Annotated in this window: 17 protein-coding genes; 11 read left to right on the forward strand and 6 right to left on the reverse strand. The window is 47.1% G+C overall.

The window, feature by feature from the left end; all coding sequences use genetic code 11:
* Window positions 1-239: 239 nt before the first annotated feature.
* A complete protein-coding gene (locus RIE73_RS25450; protein ID WP_446403832.1) occupies window positions 240-2,432 on the reverse strand; it encodes a transglycosylase SLT domain-containing protein in 2,193 nt (730 codons plus the stop codon).
* A gap of 68 nt (window positions 2,433-2,500) precedes the next feature.
* On the opposite strand from RIE73_RS25450, the gene RIE73_RS25455 reads away from it, so the two are divergent.
* Both RIE73_RS25455 and RIE73_RS25460 read left to right on the forward strand, forming a co-directional pair.
* The gene (locus tag RIE73_RS25455) at window positions 2,501-2,671 is read left to right on the forward strand and encodes a hypothetical protein (protein WP_446403833.1); all 171 of its coding nucleotides are present in this window, start codon (window positions 2,501-2,503) and stop codon (window positions 2,669-2,671) included.
* A gap of 56 nt (window positions 2,672-2,727) precedes the next feature.
* Complete coding sequence (locus RIE73_RS25460; RefSeq protein ID WP_446403834.1) at window positions 2,728-4,200, forward strand: leucyl aminopeptidase; 1,473 nt, start codon at window positions 2,728-2,730, stop codon at window positions 4,198-4,200.
* Between the two features lie 389 nt (window positions 4,201-4,589).
* On the opposite strand, the gene RIE73_RS25465 is transcribed toward RIE73_RS25460, so the two are convergent.
* Together RIE73_RS25465 and RIE73_RS25470 are read right to left on the reverse strand one after the other, a co-directional pair.
* The gene (locus RIE73_RS25465; protein WP_446403835.1) at window positions 4,590-4,811 is read right to left on the reverse strand and encodes a DUF6464 family protein; all 222 of its coding nucleotides are present in this window, start codon (window positions 4,809-4,811) and stop codon (window positions 4,590-4,592) included.
* Window positions 4,812-5,182: 371 nt separating this feature from the next.
* Window positions 5,183-8,041, reverse strand: a complete 2,859-nt coding sequence (locus RIE73_RS25470) for a glycoside hydrolase family 9 protein (RefSeq protein WP_446403836.1) — start codon at window positions 8,039-8,041, stop codon at window positions 5,183-5,185.
* Window positions 8,042-8,255: 214 nt separating this feature from the next.
* Here RIE73_RS25470 and RIE73_RS25475 point away from each other — a divergent pair, with 214 nt between their 5' ends.
* Window positions 8,256-8,504, forward strand: coding sequence for a hypothetical protein (locus RIE73_RS25475; RefSeq protein ID WP_446403837.1), 249 nt, complete (start codon window positions 8,256-8,258; stop codon window positions 8,502-8,504).
* 113 nt (window positions 8,505-8,617) lie between these two features.
* Here RIE73_RS25475 and RIE73_RS25480 read toward each other — a convergent pair whose 3' ends face one another.
* Window positions 8,618-9,682, reverse strand: coding sequence for an LOG family protein (locus RIE73_RS25480; protein WP_446403838.1), 1,065 nt, complete (start codon window positions 9,680-9,682; stop codon window positions 8,618-8,620).
* Window positions 9,683-9,746: 64 nt separating this feature from the next.
* Complete coding sequence (locus RIE73_RS25485; RefSeq protein WP_446403839.1) at window positions 9,747-11,030, reverse strand: MFS transporter; 1,284 nt, start codon at window positions 11,028-11,030, stop codon at window positions 9,747-9,749.
* 853 nt (window positions 11,031-11,883) lie between these two features.
* Between RIE73_RS25485 and RIE73_RS25490 the strand changes: the two genes are divergently transcribed.
* From RIE73_RS25490 to RIE73_RS25525, 8 genes are all read left to right on the forward strand, one after another.
* On the forward strand, window positions 11,884-12,885 hold the full coding sequence (locus RIE73_RS25490) for a hypothetical protein (protein ID WP_446403840.1): 1,002 nt from the start codon (window positions 11,884-11,886) through the stop codon (window positions 12,883-12,885).
* Window positions 12,886-13,008: 123 nt separating this feature from the next.
* Complete coding sequence (locus RIE73_RS25495; RefSeq protein WP_446403875.1) at window positions 13,009-14,091, forward strand: hypothetical protein; 1,083 nt, start codon at window positions 13,009-13,011, stop codon at window positions 14,089-14,091.
* 349 nt (window positions 14,092-14,440) lie between these two features.
* Window positions 14,441-14,890, forward strand: a complete 450-nt coding sequence (gene ndk / locus RIE73_RS25500; protein ID WP_446403876.1) for a nucleoside-diphosphate kinase — start codon at window positions 14,441-14,443, stop codon at window positions 14,888-14,890.
* Between the two features lie 329 nt (window positions 14,891-15,219).
* Complete coding sequence (locus RIE73_RS25505) at window positions 15,220-17,685, forward strand: CHASE2 domain-containing protein (protein ID WP_446403841.1); 2,466 nt, start codon at window positions 15,220-15,222, stop codon at window positions 17,683-17,685.
* 13 nt (window positions 17,686-17,698) lie between these two features.
* On the forward strand, window positions 17,699-18,343 hold the full coding sequence (locus tag RIE73_RS25510; protein WP_446403842.1) for a hypothetical protein: 645 nt from the start codon (window positions 17,699-17,701) through the stop codon (window positions 18,341-18,343).
* An 84-nt stretch (window positions 18,344-18,427) separates the two neighbouring features.
* A complete protein-coding gene (locus tag RIE73_RS25515; protein WP_446403843.1) occupies window positions 18,428-19,213 on the forward strand; it encodes a DUF4058 family protein in 786 nt (261 codons plus the stop codon).
* A gap of 135 nt (window positions 19,214-19,348) precedes the next feature.
* Entirely contained in the window at window positions 19,349-20,845 is a 1,497-nt protein-coding gene (locus tag RIE73_RS25520) for a TldD/PmbA family protein (protein WP_446403844.1), read from the forward strand.
* A 347-nt stretch (window positions 20,846-21,192) separates the two neighbouring features.
* Window positions 21,193-22,041 (forward strand): PEP-CTERM sorting domain-containing protein, encoded by an 849-nt coding sequence (locus RIE73_RS25525; RefSeq protein ID WP_446403845.1) that lies wholly within the window; start codon window positions 21,193-21,195, stop codon window positions 22,039-22,041.
* Window positions 22,042-22,161: 120 nt separating this feature from the next.
* On the opposite strand, the gene RIE73_RS25530 is transcribed toward RIE73_RS25525, so the two are convergent.
* The gene (locus RIE73_RS25530) at window positions 22,162-22,551 is read right to left on the reverse strand and encodes a fasciclin domain-containing protein (protein WP_446403846.1); all 390 of its coding nucleotides are present in this window, start codon (window positions 22,549-22,551) and stop codon (window positions 22,162-22,164) included.
* Window positions 22,552-22,600 lie beyond the last annotated feature (49 nt).

Below are 22,600 nucleotides of genomic sequence, written 5' to 3' on the forward strand. Positions count from 1 at the left end.
TACCACTCTACCAAAGCTTGGGACTTTACCTCATCCCGGATGCGATCGCACAGAAAGTTTGGTGTATTTAGATCCACTGGGTTCGACTTTAGAGTTAGGCAAAAGGATGAGGGATGCTCCCCGTTAATTGAACGGGGCGGTTTGAGTCGTATCTTTTGTGCAATAATACACGGTAATAGGCAAACCCGCCCCTACATTCGGCAGAATTCAAGACGTGCCATGGCACATCTGTGCATACACTAGGGAGATATCCCTGGCTGGTGCTTAGAATACTTCCGTAATAATTGATTCACCTCTGGATTATACAACCGTAAATAATTCCAATAATTTTCAAACACTGCCTCCACATATCCCTTGGTTTCGGCAAAGGGAATCTGCTCAATGAACGCATCAGGGTCAGTCGTATCATACTTCCTGATCCACTTTGCCACATTCCCCGGACCCGCATTATAACTTGCCACGGCGAATAAAGAATGGTTATTGTATTCTTGGTGAGTATGATCTAAATACCAGGTTCCTAATTTGACATTATCATTGGGATCAGTTAAGTCATACTCCTGAAGCTGAATTTTATCGGCAATCCATTGACCCGTTCCCGGCATAACTTGCATTAACCCCCTGGCTCCCGCTATAGAACCGATTTCCGGTTCAAACCGAGATTCTTGGCGAATTAAACCAATCACCAATAAGGGATTCAGTTGACGCTGACCCGACCAGTTGTTAACGTATTCAAAAAATGGTAAAGGAAATAGTGTATGCCAGTAAGCGGGTTCAGCCCGCAACGCTTGCCATTGCTGACGTTCTTCCGGGGTTTCGCGCTGACTCAAAAACCAAACTTGGTTAATTCCATTAATGTTATCCCCCACGCCTAAGCGCATGACGCCATCAGTAAATTGTTCAGCAACCGTGGGTTCCTGGCGATTTTGAAACTCGGCTTGCCAAAGTGTCCAACTATCCTGATTTTGTCCCAATAGATGCAATTCTTTTAACGTATCCGATCCAGCCGGAAGTCGCGATCGCGTTTTCGGTAGCACCACCGTCGGATTCACATCCCGCACCGTGGTAAAGTCCCCCACATCCCAGCCTAAAAATCGGGCAGACCGCCAGGCATAATAGGATTCGGGATACTGTGCCAAAACATGCTCAAACGCGGCGGTGGCTTCCTCTTGGCGTCCCAGTTGCATTGCCCATCTGCCCACCCAAAACGCGGCTTCCGGGGCAATAGCACTATCGGGACTATCCTGGGTAATCGGTTGCGCCCATTGCCATGCTTCGGCTAAATTCCCAGCTTGGGCTTTCTGGTTTGCCACCTGCCAACGATAGTCTGCGGCGGCATCAGAACTCGGATATTGAGTTAACACCGATTGACGGGCTTGGGCGGCGGATTGAGAACTCCCCAACGCATCCAAGATGTTGGCTTTGGTGAGTAGGGCTTCGGGGGCTTCATCGGGGAACTTCGCCACCACCTGATCCAGGTAAGGGATTGCCTCTTTGGAGGGGAGGAGACTCGCCAGACGCCGCAATCCCAACCCCGTTTCCTTGGCATCGGGAAAGGTGCGAATAAGTTGTTGATAGGCGGCTTTGGCTTCTTGGCGTTTGCCTTTCAGGTGATACCCACGCCCTACGCGGTAAGCCTGTTCGGGTGTGGGCGGGGCTTTGGTGTAGGCTTTGGCGGCTTTGGCGTATTCCCGGGTTTTCCAATAGCCAAAGGCAATCGTCTGCCAGTCTTCCGGCTGTAATTGAGACGCATACTCATTTACCAAGCGATCGCGAATTCCGCCACTCCCAGGAGTATCGTATGCTGATTTGGCTAAGAGTAAGAGTAAATCCAGTTGTTTGGGATTCTCTTGCAGCTTTTGGCGGGCAATATCCAGGGTACGGGGATGAGTCGGAAATTGGGCGATCGCCTGTTGCCAATAATCGGGATTCGATTCACCTAACGCATACAGGGCGTGCGCGGCGACAGGATCACTGGGATAAGTCTCTAGAATCCCTTGCCAAGCTTGTTCGGCGTTAGCTGTATCCCCCATCGCTGTGTAGGCTTGAGCGCGTTTCAGGGCAATATGAGAAGCTAACTGGGGATACTTCGCGTCCAATCCCTCTAGCCATTGAAGTGCCGCCTCTGGCTGCTGTTGTCCAATTAAATCCGATGCGAGTAGATAGCGGGCGCGATATTGATCCAGGGATTGACGCCCCGTAGCGATGTCCATCAGTTGCTCCGCCCTGGCTTCGGGGGATAAGGATACCAAGGGTAATACCAGGGATTGAGCATCCTTTTGGGTCAAACTGAGTTCACTTTTGGCGGAGTCAGCCCTCAAGTTTGGCAGAACACCAGTCTGTCGGAGGACGAACCAAGACGAACCACATAAGGTAATGAGTAGCAATCCCGCCCCGACTGCCACAGGAACTCTATATTTCTGTACCTTTAACATGAAACCTCTTTCGCCCAATACTGATAAAATCTACTGTCTCCCATTGTGACGAACGATCAGGAAAATGGGTGGCATTGAAGGCAGAGGGCAGAAGGCAGGAGGCAGAAGGCAGAAGGCAGAAGACTAGGGGAGATGAGGGAGATGGGGGAGATGGGGGAGATGAGGGAGATGGGGAAGTTAACTCAAAACTCTACCTTGCCCTGTTCCCTATTGCCTGTTCCCTGTTCCCTGTTCCCTGACTAATGACTAATGCAATACTAAAGATGAGGTAAAAGATAAGAGACAGAACCAAGGAATGGAAATTCGAGCCACGGATACACCACGGGTAGATTGGACTGGTGATGCCCTAGCACTGGGATTCTTTGAAGATGCTGTAGAGTTAACGGGTGATTTAGCCCAGCTTGATCAGAAACTCTCCGGTACGCTGAAGGAACTGATTGAGGAAACCGAGTTTAAAGGAAGCGTTGGCAGTAGTGCTGTAACTCGTGTGGGTGCCGGTAGCTCAGTTCGTAAAGTTATTTTAGTCGGGTTGGGGAAATCGGATGACCTAACGGTAGACAGTTTACGTCGGACAGCGGCGGCGATCGCGCGGATGGCAAAGCAGCAAAAGTGTAAAACTCTGGGTGTTAGTCTCCCGGCGGTGAATAATGATACTGCCCTCAGCGCCCAGGCGATCGCCGAAGGGATTACTCTAGCATTACATCTGGATAATCGCTTTAAGTCAGAACCAGAAGATAAGGGTGCGAAACTCGAACAGGTTGAATTATTGGGACTCGGTGATGTCCAAGCCGGGATTAACCAAGGGAATGCCATTTGTGAAGGGGTAATCTTAGCACGAGAGTTAGTCGCCGCCCCCCCGAATTCTGTCACTCCCCAAACCTTGGCACAGACAGCCCAGGATATTGCCTCTGCCTATGGCATGACGCTAGAAGTATTAGAGCGAGACGAATGCGAAAAGTTAGGCATGGGCGCGTTTTTGGGTGTGGCGCAAGCCTCAGAAATGCCACCCAAGTTTATTCATCTTACCTATAAACCCCAAGGAACACCGCGTCGGAAACTGGCGATTGTGGGGAAGGGATTAACCTTTGATTCCGGTGGCTTGAACCTGAAAGTTTCAGGTAGCGGTATCGAAACCATGAAAATGGATATGGGAGGGGCGGGTGCTACTTTCGGTGCAGCCAAGGCAATTGGTCAATTAAAGCCGGATGTGGAGGTTCACTTTATTAGTGCCGCAACGGAGAATATGATTAGTGGTCATGCGTTGCATCCCGGTGATATCCTTACGGCGTCCAATGGCAAAACCATTGAAGTGAATAATACCGACGCCGAAGGACGACTGACGCTGGCTGATGCGTTGGTGTTTGCCGAAAAGCTGGAGTTAGACGCGATCGTGGATTTAGCCACCCTCACCGGGGCTTGTATCGTAGCACTCGGTAATGATATTGGTGGACTGTGGACAACCGATGACACCCTCGCGGCTCAATTCAAAACCGCATCGGAAAAAGCGGGCGAAAAATTCTGGCAGATGCCGATGGAGGAGAAATATTTTGAGGGAATGAAGTCACCCATTGCGGACATGAAAAACACCGGTCCTCGTGCTGGCGGTTCAATCACGGCGGCTCTATTTTTAAAGCAGTTTGTGAAGGATACATCGTGGGCGCATTTAGACATCGCAGGTCCGGTTTGGGCAGATAAAGAAGACGGGTGCAATAATGCTGGGGCGACAGGTTTTCCAGTTCGCACGCTGGTTAATTGGGTTTTGGCATAAGCGAGGTGCGTAATTGCACGAAGCAGTCTAGAAAAGCTTGTTTAGCTGACGACAAACGCTCGTAGGGGCGCAAGGCTTGCGCCCTGACTCAGGTGTGTTAGGAAATTTTTCAATCTCGTAGGGTGGGTTAGGCGGGAGTTTAATTCAGGCAATAACCCTTTAATAAAATATCCGCCGTAACCCACCAATATTCAAGCAATAAATGGTTTCAAATAGACTGAACGATTGGGAAGATTTTGAGTTTAGAGGCGTAATTGAATAAAGGGCGCACGTCTGTGCGCCCCTACAGTGTGAATCAACTAAATTATCGTAGCCAAGCCGAATCTAATATCTTGCTATTTGATAAGAAATAGGGTAGGAAAGAGAATCCGTTTTTATCGGATAACTCTCTAATCAGACGTTACCTCCGGTTCATACTCCTGACAGCCTTCGCAGGAACCGAGAGGGTTGACAGCACAAAGCAAGAATGCTGAATTCGCATAATATCGACAGGTATGCTTTTTATCGACCGTGTTTGATAATTGCCTCATACGTTGCTCGTGAAAATCAATCAAGCGTTTAATCTGAGCATGGGATTTCAGTCTCATGCGTTTAAATCCAATTGTTGTCATCGCTAACTTCACCAAAGACAGTTGTAAGGTCTATTTCCTTAATTTTCTCTAGACAACGGTATAATAATCCCTAATTATGCCATAAAATATCTACCCAATTGCACAGATACAATGGGTAACCGGATGCATTAATCAGATTTTGCACCTTTACCTAGTGAATAATATGGAGAAACCCTTGGAAGTAAGCGCCAGAAATGTCCACTTTTCGGCAAATCTGGGTATGTCTTATGTAACGGAAAAAGCCGCGTCTCCTAAGGAAACGCAGCTATTGACTTGAAAGACTCGGTGCGGTAGAATTGCCCTATTAATTACTTCTAATCAAACCAAATTAACAAGCAGGATAATTGCTCAGCTATCCTGCTTATTTTTCTCTAGGACGCGACGACATCGGCAACGGTCAACGAATTCAAGTTATCGAGATTGACTCCCGAAATAGTATCGAGCGTTTCTCCGCCAAATTCTCCGTACATTCTAGCCAACGCTCCGGTTAAGCCAGCATTGTAGTCCATCGCCACTTCATTCCGAATGAAGTCCGTGCGCTCATCGACATAATCAAAATCATCGGCTGAAGCTGGACCGCCGACCATCGCCCCGTAAAGGGTGTGTAGATTATCGCGAGAATCACTGATATTCGTCACTCCAGAAGCCGCACGGTGGTGGGGATTGAGTGCATAGTCCTCACCAAAACCAACCATGTAGCTGAAGTCGCGGGGATTATCGCCCAGAATGTAGTCAATTTGTCCCTCAGCAAAATCCGAGTATTGACCATTGGGGTCATTAACCGTATCGGCGTAGACGCCAGCCAGGAATGAGGTATTGGCGCTGTAGCGCAGAGAACCCCACTGACTCAGCCATGCGAGTCCACCATCGGTATAGGTTGCGGTGCTACCGCCGGGAAGCCAGGAGTTTAACCAGCCTTCCACATCACCTTTATACTCAGATTTCCCAGTTTCCTGAGCTAACAAGATAGCCGAACCATAAGATTTGTCATCCCAGGATTGCGTCCACCCTGGACCAATTCCCTGGTATAAACTTTCGGCTTTGTTGAGATAGGTCGTATCTGTACTACCCGCCGCCTCAGTTGCTTTGTGCAGCCAGGTAGCCCCCCAAACTAGCTCGTCTTGGAAGCCGCTGAAGGAATTGTAGAATTGACCCGCATCTGGAATTGCGTCAGTATAGACGCCGCGATATTGGTCGGCAAAATCGTAGAGTTGTTCGGCGTTCTGTAGTAGGGTATCCGCGTAGGCTTCGTCTACTCCTCGGAAGACAATCGAAGCCGCCGCCAGAGACGCCGCTGCTTCCCCGGCTAAATCAGACCCAGGATTCTGGCGGTCGATTTTATAGGCGGGTCGTTCCATGGTCATGTCTTCCGGAGCGCCCCAGAAAGCGTGGTCAATGTTACCGTCTCCAACCTGTCCGTAAAACTCTTTCGTCCCTTGACCATCGGTAACATGAGCTTTGAGGATATAGTCAGTACCCCACTTGATGGAGTCCAGAATCTCTTCAAATTGTCCACTTTGCTGATAAGCATCCTGGTATTCAACCGCGCCCCAACTCAGCATCGTCATTGAAGCGGCTCCGGGTAAGCCGAACTTAACATGGTCCCCTGCGTCGTAGTAACCGCCCGTGAGGTCAAGTCCCACATCTGAGCCATCGTTTAGAGCCGAATCACCGCGCCAAGGGAGAGGATTGGTATCGGGTAGGTCACCAGAGCGTTGAGCATAGTAGAAGAGGATAGACTTTTGCAGCGCTTCCCCATAATTAAAGTCCCCTTGCTGAGGAGGGGGTTGGGAGGAATCGTTATTGAGAATGGTTCCTACCCCTTGACTGTCTCCAATTGTGGCGTTACTAGCATTGGAGAGATTAACGTTAAACGTCTCATCGCTCTCGACCGTCGTGTCTCCAGTGACAGCGACACTAATAGTTTTCGAGGTTTCTCCCGCCGCAAAGGTCAGGGTGCCAGATTCAGCGGTGTAGTCAGACCCCGCTGTCGCTGTGTCATTCGCCGTGGCGTAATTCACACTGACGCTTTGAGTACTCGCCTCTGAGAGGTTGACAGTAAATGTCGCATTTTTCGTGCCACTATTGCCTTCGGTAAGGCTGACATCATTAATTGAAAGGGTTGGTGGCGTGGGTGAACTGGTACTGGGGACAATATCAATGTAGTTCACATTAAACGAGTTGGAGAGCATATCCAGGCGCAGTTGCTGACTCCCAGCGGAGAGGTTCACCCCTTGAGCCGTCACATCCGTCCAATTTTGCCATCCCCCTGTTCCGCCAAAGCTCAGGGTTTCACTTTCACCCCCAACCGAAACCTTTAAACTGCGTGTCCCTGACTGCGCTGAGGCAACACGAGCAACAATGTCGTAGGTTCCGGCTTCAGGAATGTTGACATCGTAGGTTAACCATTCCCCTTGCTGAATCCAGCCAACATTGAAGCCGCCACCCAAATCGGTAGTGGCTTGGATATCTACATCATCAGAGCGAAACGCCCCCCCTGTGTTACCTGAGCTTTTATCGAAGAAACTGATATAGTCTTCCGCTTCAATCCGGATGGGGGTATTGGCTGGAGGAGTACTGGAGTCATCATTGTTAATCGTACCCACCCCTTGAGCGTCAGCAATCGTTCCGTTGCTGGGATTGGAGAGGTTAAGTCTGAAGGTTTCATTGCTCTCCACCGTCGTGTCCCCAATTACAGGCACACTGACAATTTTAGAGGTTTCTCCCGCCGCAAAGGTGAGTGTACCCGATTGAGCGGTGTAGTCAGACCCCGCCGTGGCTGTGTCATTGTCAGTCCCATACTCAACCGTCACCTCTTGGTCACTGGCTTCGGACAGGTTGACGACAAACTCAGCCGCAACCGTACCACTGTCACCTTCAGTAACGGTTACATCATCAACAGAAAGCGTCGGTATGGATGGAGACGTGCCAATGGATTCTCCATTGAGACTATAACCTGTTGGTTCAATACTGTCGCCACTACCGTTAAAACCGAAAGAGACCGTACCATCAGCCGCTAGCGTGCCGTTATAACTGAGGTTGCGAACTGTATAACGGTTGCCGTCTTGACTAACAATTTCCGCACCCCAGATATTCGTAATTTCAAAGGGAGCTTCAAACTCCAGAGTCCAACCATTTACATTGCTGGAACTATTGTTGGCAATTTCTAGATTCGCGGTAAAGCCACTTCCCCAATCGTTGGCAATATCAAAATCTACAGCAAAAGTCATTCTTTAACTCCTATTAGTGAGCGCATTAAGCAAGAACAAAAGCAGTGATTTGTTCTCAGAGCAGGAATTGGCAGCTACAATAATGTTTGCTCGGACATTTTTTTGCTATCCGCAGGTACCACTAATAGCTATTCTGGCAAGCAGAATATGAAGTGTCATCATTTTTTGATAAAGTTATTTTAAAGATTAATAAAAGGATAATAAAAGCAATTACTTGTTTGAAAGAATAAAAATAATTATATTATTTCCTCTGAAAAATATAATTTTAATTGGGTTCATTCCTTTTTCTCCCATTATCTGTTTCAAGAATAAAAGAAGCGGAGGAGTGGGGGTGCAGGGGGAGCTGGGGGAGCAGGGGGAGCTGAGGGAGCAGGGGGAGCTGGGGAAGATGGGGAAGATGGGGAAGATGGGGGAGATGGGGAAGATGGGGAAGCAGGGGAAGAGGATTACCCATGAACCATGAACAATCAACAAATGACGTAGCTTGCTTCTCGCGAAGCGAGTATGACAAATGAAAAATGACGAATGACGAATGACGAACTCCACCGTTCACTGTAATTGTCCCCACCTACTTACCTATTTACGTTCAGGATGGGTTGTTTCTGGGGATGCAGCCGCCATTTCACTAATTCGAGCGATCAGTTGATAGAGACGTCCAGAATCTTTGCGGTTAAAGTAAAAAATTAAGCGGGGCAAATCCGCTGTTTCATCCGGAAGTTCTTCCGGTAAAGCGTTGCTCTTGTCAATCTGACCTTTGACAACAATATCACTAAACTCAGCATTAAGCTGTTCAACCTCAGCATCAGACAACTCTGATTTAAGCCGCATCACGAACCGATCGCCCACGTAACGACTAGAGTGATAGACACTGTAGAACTGATGAATTGCCTCATAAGCCACATCCAGATTATCCGTCACCGTATACAGGCTCGTATCTTCCGGGCTGATTAACCCTCGTTGAATTAAATGCTTGCGAAGATAGGCATCCCAATCGTGCCAGTATGTACCACCAGGGCGATCAATCAAGACTAATGGCACCGGTTCAAGTCGCCCGGTTTGACAGAGGGTTAAACATTCAAAGGCTTCATCCTGCGTACCAAAGCCACCGGGGAAAAGTGCGATCGCGTCACTTTCTTTGAGGAAGAATAGTTTGCGAGTAAAGAAATATTTAAACCGAATCAGTTTCGGATCTCCCTGAATAAACGGATTTGTTTCCTCAAAGGGAAGCTGAATATTCAAACCAAAGGAATTTTTCGCGCCAGCACCTAAATGTCCGGCTTCCATAATGCCACCGCCAGCACCTGTCATCACCATAAAACCGTGCTGGGTCAAATAGCGGGCAAACTGGGCGGCGAGTTTATATTCAGGTGTCTGAGGATCAATCCGGGCTGAACCAAAAATCGTAACCTTGCGGACGTGACGATAGGGATAGAATACTTGAAAGGCAGATTCCATATCCTCTAACGTCGCCGTGAGGATTTTCCAGTCCAGGCGATCAATCTCCTCCTGAGTCAGTCGCACCAGTACGCCTAAAGCACGTTGAATCCATTTTTCATTAGTCAGATTTGGCAGTCGCTCAATAAGTGCCGCTAAATCGCTCTTAAGTAACTGCGGATCAGAGTACGAAGGAGATGGAGTCATTGCTACTTTCACTAACGGTTCTCTATTTTATCAATGATTGGTCATTTGTCATTGGTCAGGGAATCTAAGACTCGACCTCTCGATAAACATAAATATCTCGCTCCCGCCCTACAGCAAATCTGAGGGAATGAGATAAGGTTTTGCTCGATTGAGTCGTGAAAATAATCACAGCTAAGACAATCAAACCCGCTGCGCCCAGAAAAATGCTGGGATAGCCCAGAGGTTCAGCGATCGTACCCCAAACCGGACCTGCGATCGCAATCCCTAAATCAAACCCCGCAATACAAGCCGAGAACACGCGCCCACGTTCATGGGCACCGGAGCGATCGGAAATTAAGGCGATCATCAAAGGTAATAAAATCCCCGCCCCTGATCCTTGAATTAAACCAATCAGCAAAAAGGCTTGTGGGGTTTGCGCTTGAGAAAACAGGGTTAAGGCGAATCCATAGCCAATCAGACTCCCGGTAATAAACACGCCTCGCCCATACCGATCAGACGCCCGCCCCGCGATTAAACGCATCCCGAAACTCCCTATCGCCACCGCCGTGAAAAACCAGCCCGGATTTAAATCAACATTTGTGGCTCGGATATACAACGCCGCAAATGTACTCACCCCACCAAATGCTAACCCAGCCAAAAGCAAAACCACAGCCGGAATCCGCAGCCGGGGACTCACCAATAGCTGCCAGAATCCTTTGAAGGTTAGTTTAGGTGTGTTTTGTTTGGCTCCCTGGATTCGCTCAGGTTCCCTCACCTGGCTAGCACAAACAAACGCCAAGAAACCCAGTCCCCCAGAAAATAGAAAAAACGCGGTGTAACCCGCTTGAGCCTCCAGCAATCCCCCCAAGGCTGGACCTAATCCCATACCCAAGGGCGTCACCAGACTCATATAGCCAATTAACTCTCCTCGTTGACCTACGGGTGACAAATCGGTCACCAAGGCGATATAGCCTGTCGTAAATGCCGCTAAACCAATCCCGTGAAAGACCCGGATTGCCATTAACCAGACAATCGAATCCGCAAACAAATAACCTAGCGGTGCGATCGCCACCACAATCGTACCAATCAGGATCACCAGTTTACGGCTATGTTGATCGGCTAAATGTCCCAACCGTTGTCGAAACATCAACAACCCGATCGCAAAGCCGCCCATCACCATCCCGACTTGCTGCGTTGTTCCCCCCATGTCTTCAATGTAAGGGGGTAATGCTGGTAGCATCGAAGCTAAACTTGACCAAAACAGAAGACCCGCCGCGAATAGAGCGAGTAGGTTCCTGCGTTGTTGCGCTTCCATGGTTCTGAAGATTTTCATCGGCAATTGGGGTTGGTTGGTAAGGTTGCGGCTCAATTCCAAGCCCCCGCCTTTAGGCGTGGGGTTCCTGACCTTGAGTCCATCCTGGTTCTATTTACTATTCTTAACATTTGACGAAACAACCTCCCTCGCCCGATAGATGGGTCTGTCTGCATCGGCAACGGTAGAATCCAATAGCCAAATGTAAAGATTCAGTGAAGATTAAGCAAGTATTAAGAAAGCAAAATTTTGTTTAAATCTTTGGCATAATTTAATCATGGAAATTTAATTTAAGTGGTTAAATTAAATCATTTTTTGTCATAAAACCCCTTACAAAATGCAGATAAAACAAGAAATACATTGTCCGAATTGTGGCAGTAAAGCTCAACGAGAATACTGTTTTAAAACGAATATCTCTAATACTCAATGTCCAGCATGTGATTACTTGATGATCAACTGCTTCCGCACGGGTAAAGTGTTAGAAGCTTATGCACCAGGACTTTATTCTCCTCGTTAGGTTAGAACATATCCATAGATTCAGAGTAGGGACACGACATGTCGTGTCCCTACAGGTACACAGACAGATCCCCGACTTCTCCAAGAAGTCGGGGATCTTGCTTAAGGCTGTACCTCATCAACCACCAAATCTGCTGTATCTGCTAAATTTCGGCAAATTCTCAATATCTCTCTAATTTACGCTGTCTGAGTGCTGTTGGCTGGACTTGACAGTCGTAGAAGAATCTGAATATACTGTTTATAGTACAAGTGTACTAAACACGAACTAGGCGATCGCGAGTCCAGTGAACAGCCCTAAACACCCAGATCACACCCATACCCAAACCCTAAAGGCTAACCTAGGGAACATGCGATCGCGAGTTAATTTACGTTATTGAGAATAAGGAGACTAATTGTGGTTGCAACAAAAGACAGCAAAGACCAAATATTTAAAGCCTTTGAGCAAATCCTGAACCAACGCAAAACCATTGACTCCAAAATCGCCACGAAGGAAGAAGAAGCCGAAAAACAGAAAAATCAACAGGTTCTAGACGTCGCCTCAACCTACACCGTTGATAGTATTGTCAAAGGATTAGCAGATTTACAATTAGACTTTGGCACAATTATTAATCAACTCTCAGAAAAATTAACCACCGAATCGGAAAAAGGGGATCAACTCAAGTTAGCCATTCAGGTAGAAACGCAGCAATTACAATACTTGCAACAAATTCGCGTCGTCGCTGATGCTTTGCATATTCTCACCCAAGAACACCAAGAAAACCTGAAACGTCTTGAACAAACCACCACAGAACAGCGTCAGTCAATTGAGAAAGATAAAGCAGATAAGCACAAATCCTGGTTAAAAGAACAGGCGGACTTTGAGCAGAAGGTTCAGGAAGAAGCTGAATCCTTAGCCAAAGAGCGACAACAGCAAGAATCTGACTATACTTACCAACTAGAACGTCAGCGCAAAATTGAGGCTGATGAATATGAAACCTTAAAACGTAACCAAGAACGAGAACTGCGCGAAGTCAACCAAGAAAAAGAAAAACATTGGTCAGAACGGGAAAAAATCCTGCAAGAACGTCAGCCTTTATTTAAAGAGTATCAGCAAAAAGTCGATAACTTCCCCAAAGACTTGGACGAATCGGTGAAGAAAGCCAGGGAAGAGGCGATTAAAGACGTTCACCAAGACGCTAAAGTTAAAGCGGAGTTACTGGAGAAAGAATGGGAAAGTACGAAACAAAGTTATGAATTCAAAGTTCAGTCTCTGGAGGAAACGATTCAAAAGCAGAGTGAACAAATTAATCAACTCTATGCTCAGTTACAGGATAGTCTCAAACAGTCTCAGGCATTAGCGATGAGAGCCTTTGATAGTTCTACAAACGTTAATAATGCAGAAAAAAGCAAAGCCTAGACCCGTTCTGTAGGGGCGGGTTTTACCGATAACGTTTTGGACAAAACCGATAACGTAATTAAACCCGCCCTGACCCAACCATTAACTAATCATCCATCACGATTCAGAATATCCGAGGTAATAATTATGGCAAGCAAACCCAATAGCAAAAACACCAAAGCTGAAATTCTCGAATCTTATGAAGAATTATGGAAAGAGCGGAAAGAGCTAGAAAGTAAACTGAAACAACTTCAGAAAGAGGTCAAAAATAACGGCGCATCCCCAAATAGTCAGCACTCTGGAATCGTGAGTAAAAAGCTGTCTACCGCTTCTGATAAAATGACAGCGACAATGGATTGCTTGGTTGAGTTGCAAGTTGGATTTGGGGGAGCGGTGAGTGAGTTATCGGAAAAACTCACGACTGAAGCGGCGAAGTTACAAGAATTGCGCCAAGCCGTTGCCGAAGAAATCCAACAGCTTGAAGCTTTATATGATTTAGATGAAATTGAAGAAGATACGCTGGATGATTTAATTGAAACTTATGAAGAAAACTCCAAAGCCTTTGAAGCCGAACTCAGTCAACAGCGAGAGGAATTAGAACAAGAAATTCAGGACTTGCGTCAAGCTTGGCAAAAAGAGCAAGCTGAACATCAACAGGCAATTAAGGAGCGGAATGAAGACTATGAAAGGAGTCGGAAACGGGAGGAGCAAGAGTACAAGTATGATTTGGAATTACGTCGTAACTTAGATCAGGATGCTTACGAACAGCAGCAGAAAACCCTGTACAAAGAACTAGAAGAAGCCAATCAAGCGCAACAACAGCAATGGCAGGAACGAGAAAAGGCGATCGCACAACAGGAGCAGCGGTTTGATGAGTTAAAATCGAAGGTAGACGCCTTTGACCAGGAAAAAGAAGCGGCGGTGAAGAAAGCCAAAGAACAAGGAAAGGCGATCGCGAATAATCAAGTTAAAGTTAAGGCAGATTTACAACAGTTAGAAATCGACGGACAAAAGCGCTTCTACGACCTACGGATTGAATCGCTGCAAGAAACCATTGAAAATCAGGAAGCCCGAATTCATAACCTCTCCCAACAACTGGATGCGGCGCTGAAACAGGTGCAAGATTTAGCCGTGAAGGCAATTGAAGGAACCTCGAATTCCAATTCTTACCAAGCGCTGAAGGAAATTGCCTTAGAACAGGCTAAAGGGCAAACCAAGACCAAGTAAACAAACAGATAATAATCACACCAGAATTTGTAGAGACGTTCCATGGAACGTCTCTCGCGTGCGTATTTCCTCTGTCGAATGGCACCCTGGTTAAGGGTTTGTTGTCAGTTATAGCAGTAGACACCTCGATTAGGACGTTCCTAACTGTTGTTCCAGACGTTCCGCCGGAACGTCTCTACTAAATGATGTGTCCTAACCGCTATGGTGGTTGCTACATATCAGTATTTATACGTCAGTTCTTCCCATTTATGGCGCTAAAGCGCAACTACAAACTGTCTGATTGGGCGATGGACACGAATATGGTCTAATCTGGGTTTGGTAATTTGTGAAAAATGTTGAGGAGAGAAACTTGGAGCGGACATTTCTGATGATTAAGCCAGATGGCGTCCAGCGTAATCTGGTGGGTGAAATCATCCAACGCCTGGAAACCAAAGGCTTTACCCTGGTGGGACTCAAGCTGATGAGTGTTAGCCGGGAATTGGCTGAACAACATTATGCGGTTCACAAAGACAAGGGGTTTTTTGCTGGACTCATCGAATTCATCACCTCTGGTCCGGTTGTGGCCATGGTTTGGGAAGGGGAGGGGATTATCGCCTCCGCCCGGAAAATCATTGGTGCAACCAATCCCCTCAGCGCTGAACCCGGAACGATTCGGGGTGATTTTGGCGTCACGGTTGGTCGCAACCTCATCCATGGTTCGGATGCGTTAGAAACCGCTCAAAATGAAATTAAGCTCTGGTTTAAGGAGGAGGAACTGGTAAGCTGGCAACCGACCATTAACCCTTGGATTTACGAGTAAGGATTTGATCCATTTATTGTTTGTCGGGGTACGATAGAGTGTACTCCAACGATAACAGTAACAGGATTTATACACAGTCTCATGTAGGGTGGGCATTGCCCACCTTACAAATAAGCTGTTCATCATTTAAACGTTATTGTCAACAATAGGAAATTCTTGTAGTGTGAGCATCTTGCTCGCTACTAATACCCAATTTAAATGCGTCTTAGCTGACGCGCCCTGTCTTCATCCCAGAGGTGGGAATCGTCAAATTGCATATCCCCCTCAAGGCTGAGAGATAGAATCAATACACAAGGCATCGTGGTTGCCAATTGGCGATTTCATCGACTATGACTCCCAACCGTTTTGTGTTCTATCTCAAAGTGCAGCGCGTCGAACAGGCGTGTCTGTTTGAGTTGTCCTGGGGACGAGGACAACTAATTGGTGTGACTGTACCCTATCCGGAAACCCTAACCACACTGTATCAGGAGTGGAGTTCAGTCTATCTGAGTTTCTATAAGCAGGCGCTGCGAGGGCGGGTGTCTCAGATGGGGAACTTGAGGAAACCACCCGTCGATTGGCACGCTAAACTGGTTCAAGCTGAGGCAAAGTTACTCTACGAGTTTCATCAATGGTTGCGGCGAGGGGAGTTGTTTGAACTTCGTTCTCGTATCGTTCAGGCGGTGCGAGATCAGGGGATGAAAGATACTACCCCGATTATCGAAATCTTTATCACCTGTAATCCCCTAGAACTCGCCCGATTACCCTGGGAAGCTTGGGAAATTGGCACGGAGTTTGCGGTACCATCTCAAATTCAGATTCTGCGGACACCTCTGACGATTCAAGGCACTACCGTGACACCCAGGCGGCGGCGACGGGCGCGGGTTTTGGTGATTTGGGGAGATGATACCGGATTAAATTTTAACGCGGATCAAGAGGCGGTGCGATCGCTCACGGGAATTGCTGAGGTTGTGTTTGTCGGTTGGCAACCGGGACAAGAAACGGATGCATTAAAAAGGAAAATTGTCAAGCAGATTACCGATGAACGCGGCTGGGATATCTTATTTTTCGCAGGTCATAGTAATGAAACCATATTAACCGGCGGAGAGTTTGCGATCGCGCCGGGAGTGTCTCTGAATTTCAGTGAAATCGCCACCCCGCTGAAAATCGCCAAGGAACGCGGCTTACAGTTTGCCCTGTTTAATTCCTGTAATGGACTCAGTTTAGCCCATTCCCTGATTGATTTAGGCTTTCCCCAGGTGGCGGTGATGCGAGAACCGATTCACAATCAAGTCGCCCAAGAATTCCTGGTGCAGTTTCTGCAACGGTTAGCCCAGTTTCATGATGTGCAAGAATCCCTGCGGGCGGCTTGTCGGTATCTCAAATTAGAAAAGCATCTCACCTATCCTAGCGCCTATCTGGTTCCCTCCCTATTTCGCCATCCTGACGCCCCCCCATTTCGCCTAGAACCCACAGGCTGGAAGCAACGGGTAAAACGTTGGTTACCGACGAAACCCGAAGCGATCGCACTTTTGGTTCTCATGTTTCTTAGTTTACGCCCTGGGGTGCAAGATTTTCTACTGGAACGGCGGGTTTGGATGCAGTCGGTTTATCGAAATATTACTGAACAGATTCCCCCAGATAAATCTCCCCCTGTTCTTTTAGTGCATATTGACCGCGAGTCTCTCATCCAGGCTAATATTGATGCACGACGCATTAATCCCATTGACCGCACCTATTTAGCCCGTCTTATTGATCAGCTTACCGCCTTAGATGCCAAAGTGATTGGGTTAGATTATCTCCTAGATAGTCCCACCGATGAAGATGAGGTTCTGGCGCAGTCTATTCAGCAATCCATTGACAAAAAACAAACCTGGTTAGTCTTTGCTTCGGTAAAAACCGGGAACGAAGAACTAGGAATAATTGATAGTCTCGCTCACCCCAATTGGAGTTTAGAGGCTTATATCAATGCACCGCTTTGGTACACTAAACTTCTCCCCCCTAATACCAATTGTGCCGATAGTTGTTCCTTTGCCTATTTATTAGCCCTCGCCCACGCCGCCAATCAAACCCCTGCTCCGAATTTACCCCAACCGCAGCGATTAACCGAGGCGGATTCATCGGCAAGTTTTCGCACCCGATTCATTCACTATTTAGACAACAATCCTGCACCCAATCCCCTCACGGAATTTTTGCATCCGTTGCGCCTTCCTGCCATTACGAATCCATCGCGAAATTTCCAACAGCTTTGGTTATACCCAATTATTGATTTTTCCCTTCCCCCCGATTATGCCTATCAAACAATTGCCGCTTGGGAGTTACTGGAAAATACCGAGAATGCACCAACAGCGGCACAATTAAACCAGCAAGTTGTCCTGATTGCGGCGGGCGGATATGACCAAGCTGGGGTAACCGATGGAGGGAGTGATAACTTTCCCATTCCCCTGGCTGTAAACTATTGGCGATCGCAAAATCCGCAACTGAATTATCCACCCGTATTTACAGGGGGTGAGGCACATGCCTATACCATGCACCATTTACTAACTCAACGATTAGTGATTCCGATTCCCGATTTGTGGATGGTTGGGATTGCCGCTTTTCTGGGGAAAGGAATGGTGTTAATCATCAGTGAACGCCGACAAATTCGGCTATGGTATTGGTTGGTACTATTAACCAGTGCCACCGCTATCTATGGCATCATTGGCTTACAGGTTTATATTTCTGCTGCTTTATTAATTCCTTTCTTTTTACCATCGGTTACAATTTGGATTTACGCCTTACCTGTATTGGGGAGACGATTAAATAGTGATGCTTGAAAGAATACAGTCTTTGCTACTAACAACTTGTCTGGTTTTATCCTCGGCAAAACTAGCCCTAACCGCTCCGATTCATCCTGATGTATCCTGGAGAACAATTCGCCAAGATTTGTTAAATCGCCGGGACGATCCGCCCTTAGGTTCGCGACCCGTTGAACTTTGCCTAATCACACCAGAATACCGCAGAAATTCAGTCACACTTTGGCAGAATCGTCCATTATTCGTTTGGCAAGGAAAAATCGGTGGCATCGGTATTCGTCAGGCAAATAGTGAGCAGATAATCTGGCGTCAACCGATTGCAGCTAATGATAGGCAAAGGGTGAATCGTGTCAATTATACAGGAGAACCCTTAGAACCTGGTCAAGCTTACCACTGGGTTATGTTTGATCAGGCAGACGATAGCCAACCTATACGATTTATACCCTTTACCGTCTTAGATGGCAAACAGCGCGATCGCATTCGGGTGCGATTGATTATTTTAGCAGCACAACTGAGGGAAAAAGGGGCAACGACTGAGGAAATGGCATTGGAACGAGCTAACTATTTTACCAAACAGCAACTTTGGTCAGATGCGTTGCAAGAAGTTTATCGGGTAGATAATCCCTCACCTGAACTGGAGACGATGATGGCGGAACTTTCTACTCAACTTTGTTCATAACTTCCTTGAACAGATCCCCGACTTCTTGAAGAAGTCGGGGATCTCAGCTTAAAATAAGCAGACGCCCCAAACTATTCCATCACCATGCCTTCACCGTTTCCGGGAATGGACCCCTACCTCGAAGGATACCTGTGGCCCGATGTTCATCATGCCCTTGCCAGTAAGATTCGCCAGCAGTTAACCCCTAAACTGCGTCCGCGTTATACGGCTAGATTGGAAGTGTATGTGGCTGAAGACCGATTCCCAGAAAGCGAAATTGGCATTTTATACCCAGATGTTGAGGTGATGCAGGTTCGTCAGCGACAAGGAAAGCAGACAACCACCCCGTATACGTCGGCGAGTTCGAGTACCTTAACCATTACCCCCGCCTCCCTAACCTTACCCATGCTGCAACCTGTTCCGGTACGGCTGGCGACAGTTGAGATTCGAGATACGGCGGAGAATCTTCTGGTGACGAGTATTGAGATTATCTCACCTGCGAATAAACGCGAACCCGGTTTAACCGCTTACCGCCAGAAGCGCCAACGTCTCTACCAAGCGGGAGTTCATCTGTTGGAGTTTGATTTGCTGCGTCGTGGAATCCGCCCATTTAGTCATCCTAACTTGCCCGATGTCGCTTATGCGATCGCGCTGACTCGTTCTCATTCGGGTGTTATGGATATCTGGACGTTGAGGCTAGAGGATACGTTACCCATCATTCCGGTTCCTTTAAGATTTCCTGATGCAGATGTGGCGTTAGATGCGCCGACAATCATGAGAGAGGTTTATGATGAAGCGGCGTATGATTTGTCGATTAACTACAATGAACCACCTCCTCCACCCACTCTGTCTGACGTTGAGCAACAATGGTTAGAGCGTCAATTGATGTAACTCTTCTCCTGGCAATGGCGGTGTGACACAGATAAAACGGTGGAATAAAGTTTATGGTTAAATAAGGCGCACATTTTTAAATAGGGCGCACGTCGGTACTACCCTACATTTCAACAACGGATTTAACAACTGACTATGGTACAAGCACTCACCCCCATCACCACCGCAACGGATTTGGCTCAACTGGCGATTGATTTGATTCGTCAAGCAGGCTGTGAATACGGCGATGTCCGATTTTGTACCTACCGCCATCAAAATCTTTATGCCCGCGATCGCTCTCTGAGTCAATTGTCTGATCATGTTAGTGCTGGCTTTGGGGTGCGGGTGTTACTGGATGGGGCGTGGGGTTTTGCGGCGAGTCCCTATAAAACGCCCGCAGAGGTGGAACGGATTGTTACCTTAGCCGTGGAAATCGCCAAGGGAAGTCGCCTGTCTCAGCAAACACGGGTGCAACTGGTTCCTGTCGCCGCCTATCAGGATACCTACATCACTCCGATGGATATTGACCCCTTTAGTATCCCGATTACGGAAAAAGCCGATTTACTGTTGCACATTAATGACCAACTGCTGAGTTATGGGGAACGGGGGATTAAAAAGGCGTATTCTTATTTACAATTTACCAAGGAAGATAAGACCTTTGCTTCCACAGAAGGTTCGCTGATTCACCAAACGCTGTATCGGACGTATCCTGGATTTGGCTGTACTGCGATCGCCAATGGAGATGCTCAAAATCGTAGCTATGAACGTCCGCCTCTGAATAAGGGCTATGAACACGTTATTCGAGCCGATTTACTCTCTCAAGTGGAACGGGTGGCGGAAGAAGCGATTGAAAAAGTCCATGCGCCAAAAAGTCCCTCAGGTATCCGCACCACGCTAATTCTGAAACCAACAAACCTGTGGTTGACGATTCATGAATCCGTCGGACATCCCACAGAATTAGATCGAGTATACGGCTATGAAGCCAACTTTGCTGGCACCAGTTTCGCGACAACTGATAAACTCGGTAAACTCCAGTATGCCGCACCTTGGGTCAATTTCAAAGCCGATCGCATCCAACCGGGGGGACGTAGTACCATGGGGTATGATGATGAGGGCGTACCATCACAAGAGTGGTACGTTGTCAAGGATGGAATTTTAGTGGATTATCTTACCGATCGCGAAACTGCCTATCGCTTAGGGCGAGGCAGTAGCAATGGTAGTGCCTTTGCCGATAGTTGGTCAAGTGTGCCAATGGTACGCATTCCCAATTTAGGCTTAGAACCGGGAGTCGAGGGGGGAAGTCATACGGCGACATTAGCCCAGATGATTGCCGATACCGAAGATGGTATTTTAATTGATGGCATTGGCAGTTTTTCCATTGATCAGCAACGGCGCAATTTTCAGTTTGGTGGCGATGCATTTTGGAAGATAGAAAAAGGCAAAGTGGTAGGAATGTTAAAGGATGTCACCTATCATTCCATGACCACAGACTTCTGGAACAGTGTAGACGCGATCGGACCTAAATCTGAATGGCAACAATGTGGGACAAATTTATGTGGTAAAGGTGAACCCATACAAATCGCCCAAATGACCCATGCTTGTGTCCCCGTGCGGGTACGAAATATCCACATCGGCGGCGCATCTTGTTTGTAGTAAGGGAACTTTAGCCTTTCAACGTGTCAACGAAGCCAATAACCCTTGAATAAAGGGCGGGTTTTGTTGCTCAGTTATCGGTAACCTGCCCAATTGAATCCCTAAACCCGCCCCTACGATAGGTTAACATGATATAACTCGCACTCACCTAGGAGCCAATAACCACAGCGGATGCTTCGCTTTTTTTTATGCGGTTTTTGTGCGATCGCCTCCCCACGACTTGACGATCCATAAAATTCATCAAAACTTCATATAAACTTCACGGTTACTTTACCTCATCAGGTCTATACATCCCATAGATTAAAGAGGGAACACGTATATGTAATGTAGGAGAGCGGCAAATCGACATGAACAAGCTATCTATGGCAGTTGCTGGAGCTGGAGTTATGGCTCTCGGCGTGGTAGGTATGTCTCCGGCTGAAGCGGCTCACTTGACAAAATTTGACTCCTCTGGATCTGTTGCGTTTGACGTAGACGTTAGTCCCTTTGTGTCCTCATTTTTACCACCAGATCTTCAAGCGCTCCTTGATCCACAACAGGTAGATTTCGACAGTACAATTATTGTCGATAATGCCCATGGTCGGTTATCTGATACAGAAGATGAAGAGTTAACTGTTGGTCTTAGTCATGTTGAGGACTATTTAGAGGAACTCTTACCTAGTGTCTTTTTACCATTGATCGATGATATTAACTTTCAGGGTTCTGTTCTAGATTCCCAAAACAATTTGCTCTCTGAGTTTGATGTCTTTTACCGAGATAATGAAATTGTTGCAGGTAACTATGAATATACCAATATAAAAAGCTGTCTAGAGAGTACCTGTAGTGTCTTGTTTAACGGGAATGCTAGCGCTTCTTTATTTTCCTCTTCTGATATTAATTTGATAATAAGCGGCGGTTTGACCCAAACAGCAATGTCTCTTGGGGATGACGACTCTGTAGAGCCAGGTTTAGTATCTTTCGACTATTCAATCGCTCCAATCGACTCTGTACCCGAACCGATCGCTTTGTTACCTGTTGATTCTGAACCCGAACCTGAACCACCTGTGGCAGAAGAACCATCTTCTCCTACAGATCCATCGGAAGAATTTGGTGACGAATCTGATATCGCATCTGTACCGGAACCTACCACATTATTAGGACTATTTGGCTTGGGTGGTTTCTTTGCTGCAAAACGTAAGCGAATGAAAGCAGATTAGGACGGCTGATCACCACTAACAACAACTGAAAATATTGAGAGGATACCCAAAACTATTCCTCGGTAAAGTTTTGGGTATTCAAACTAACTAATTAGTAACAAACTACGCAACATAAAAAATTCAACTGGACATCATTGCTGGCATCAAAATTGAATCAATCACATGAATCACACCGTTATCCGCCAGGATATCGGGCTTGACAATAATAGCCTGATTCACTTTATAACCACTGGATGTATCAATTGCTAATACTGAGCCTTCCATGGTTGGCACTTCTTTTAACTCGACCAGGTTATCGCTTCTGACATCTCCGGAGACAACATGATAGGTGAGAATTTTCTGGAGTTTGGGGATATCCTGTAAGAGTGTGTCTAAGGTTCCCTTTGGCAGTTTCGCAAATGCCTCATCAACAGGCGCAAAAACGGTGTAGGGACCAGGACTCTTGAGAGTATCGACTAAATTGGCAGCCTCAACCGCCTTGACTAGGGTGTTGAATGAACCAGCGTTCATGAACCCCGCCCTACTTCGTGAGGACGGGGATTGGCAGAGGGCACCTGCC

Origin of the sequence: Coleofasciculus sp. C1-SOL-03, assembly GCF_040220555.1 — a bacterium.
Taxonomy (GTDB): domain Bacteria; phylum Cyanobacteriota; class Cyanobacteriia; order Cyanobacteriales; family Coleofasciculaceae; genus Coleofasciculus.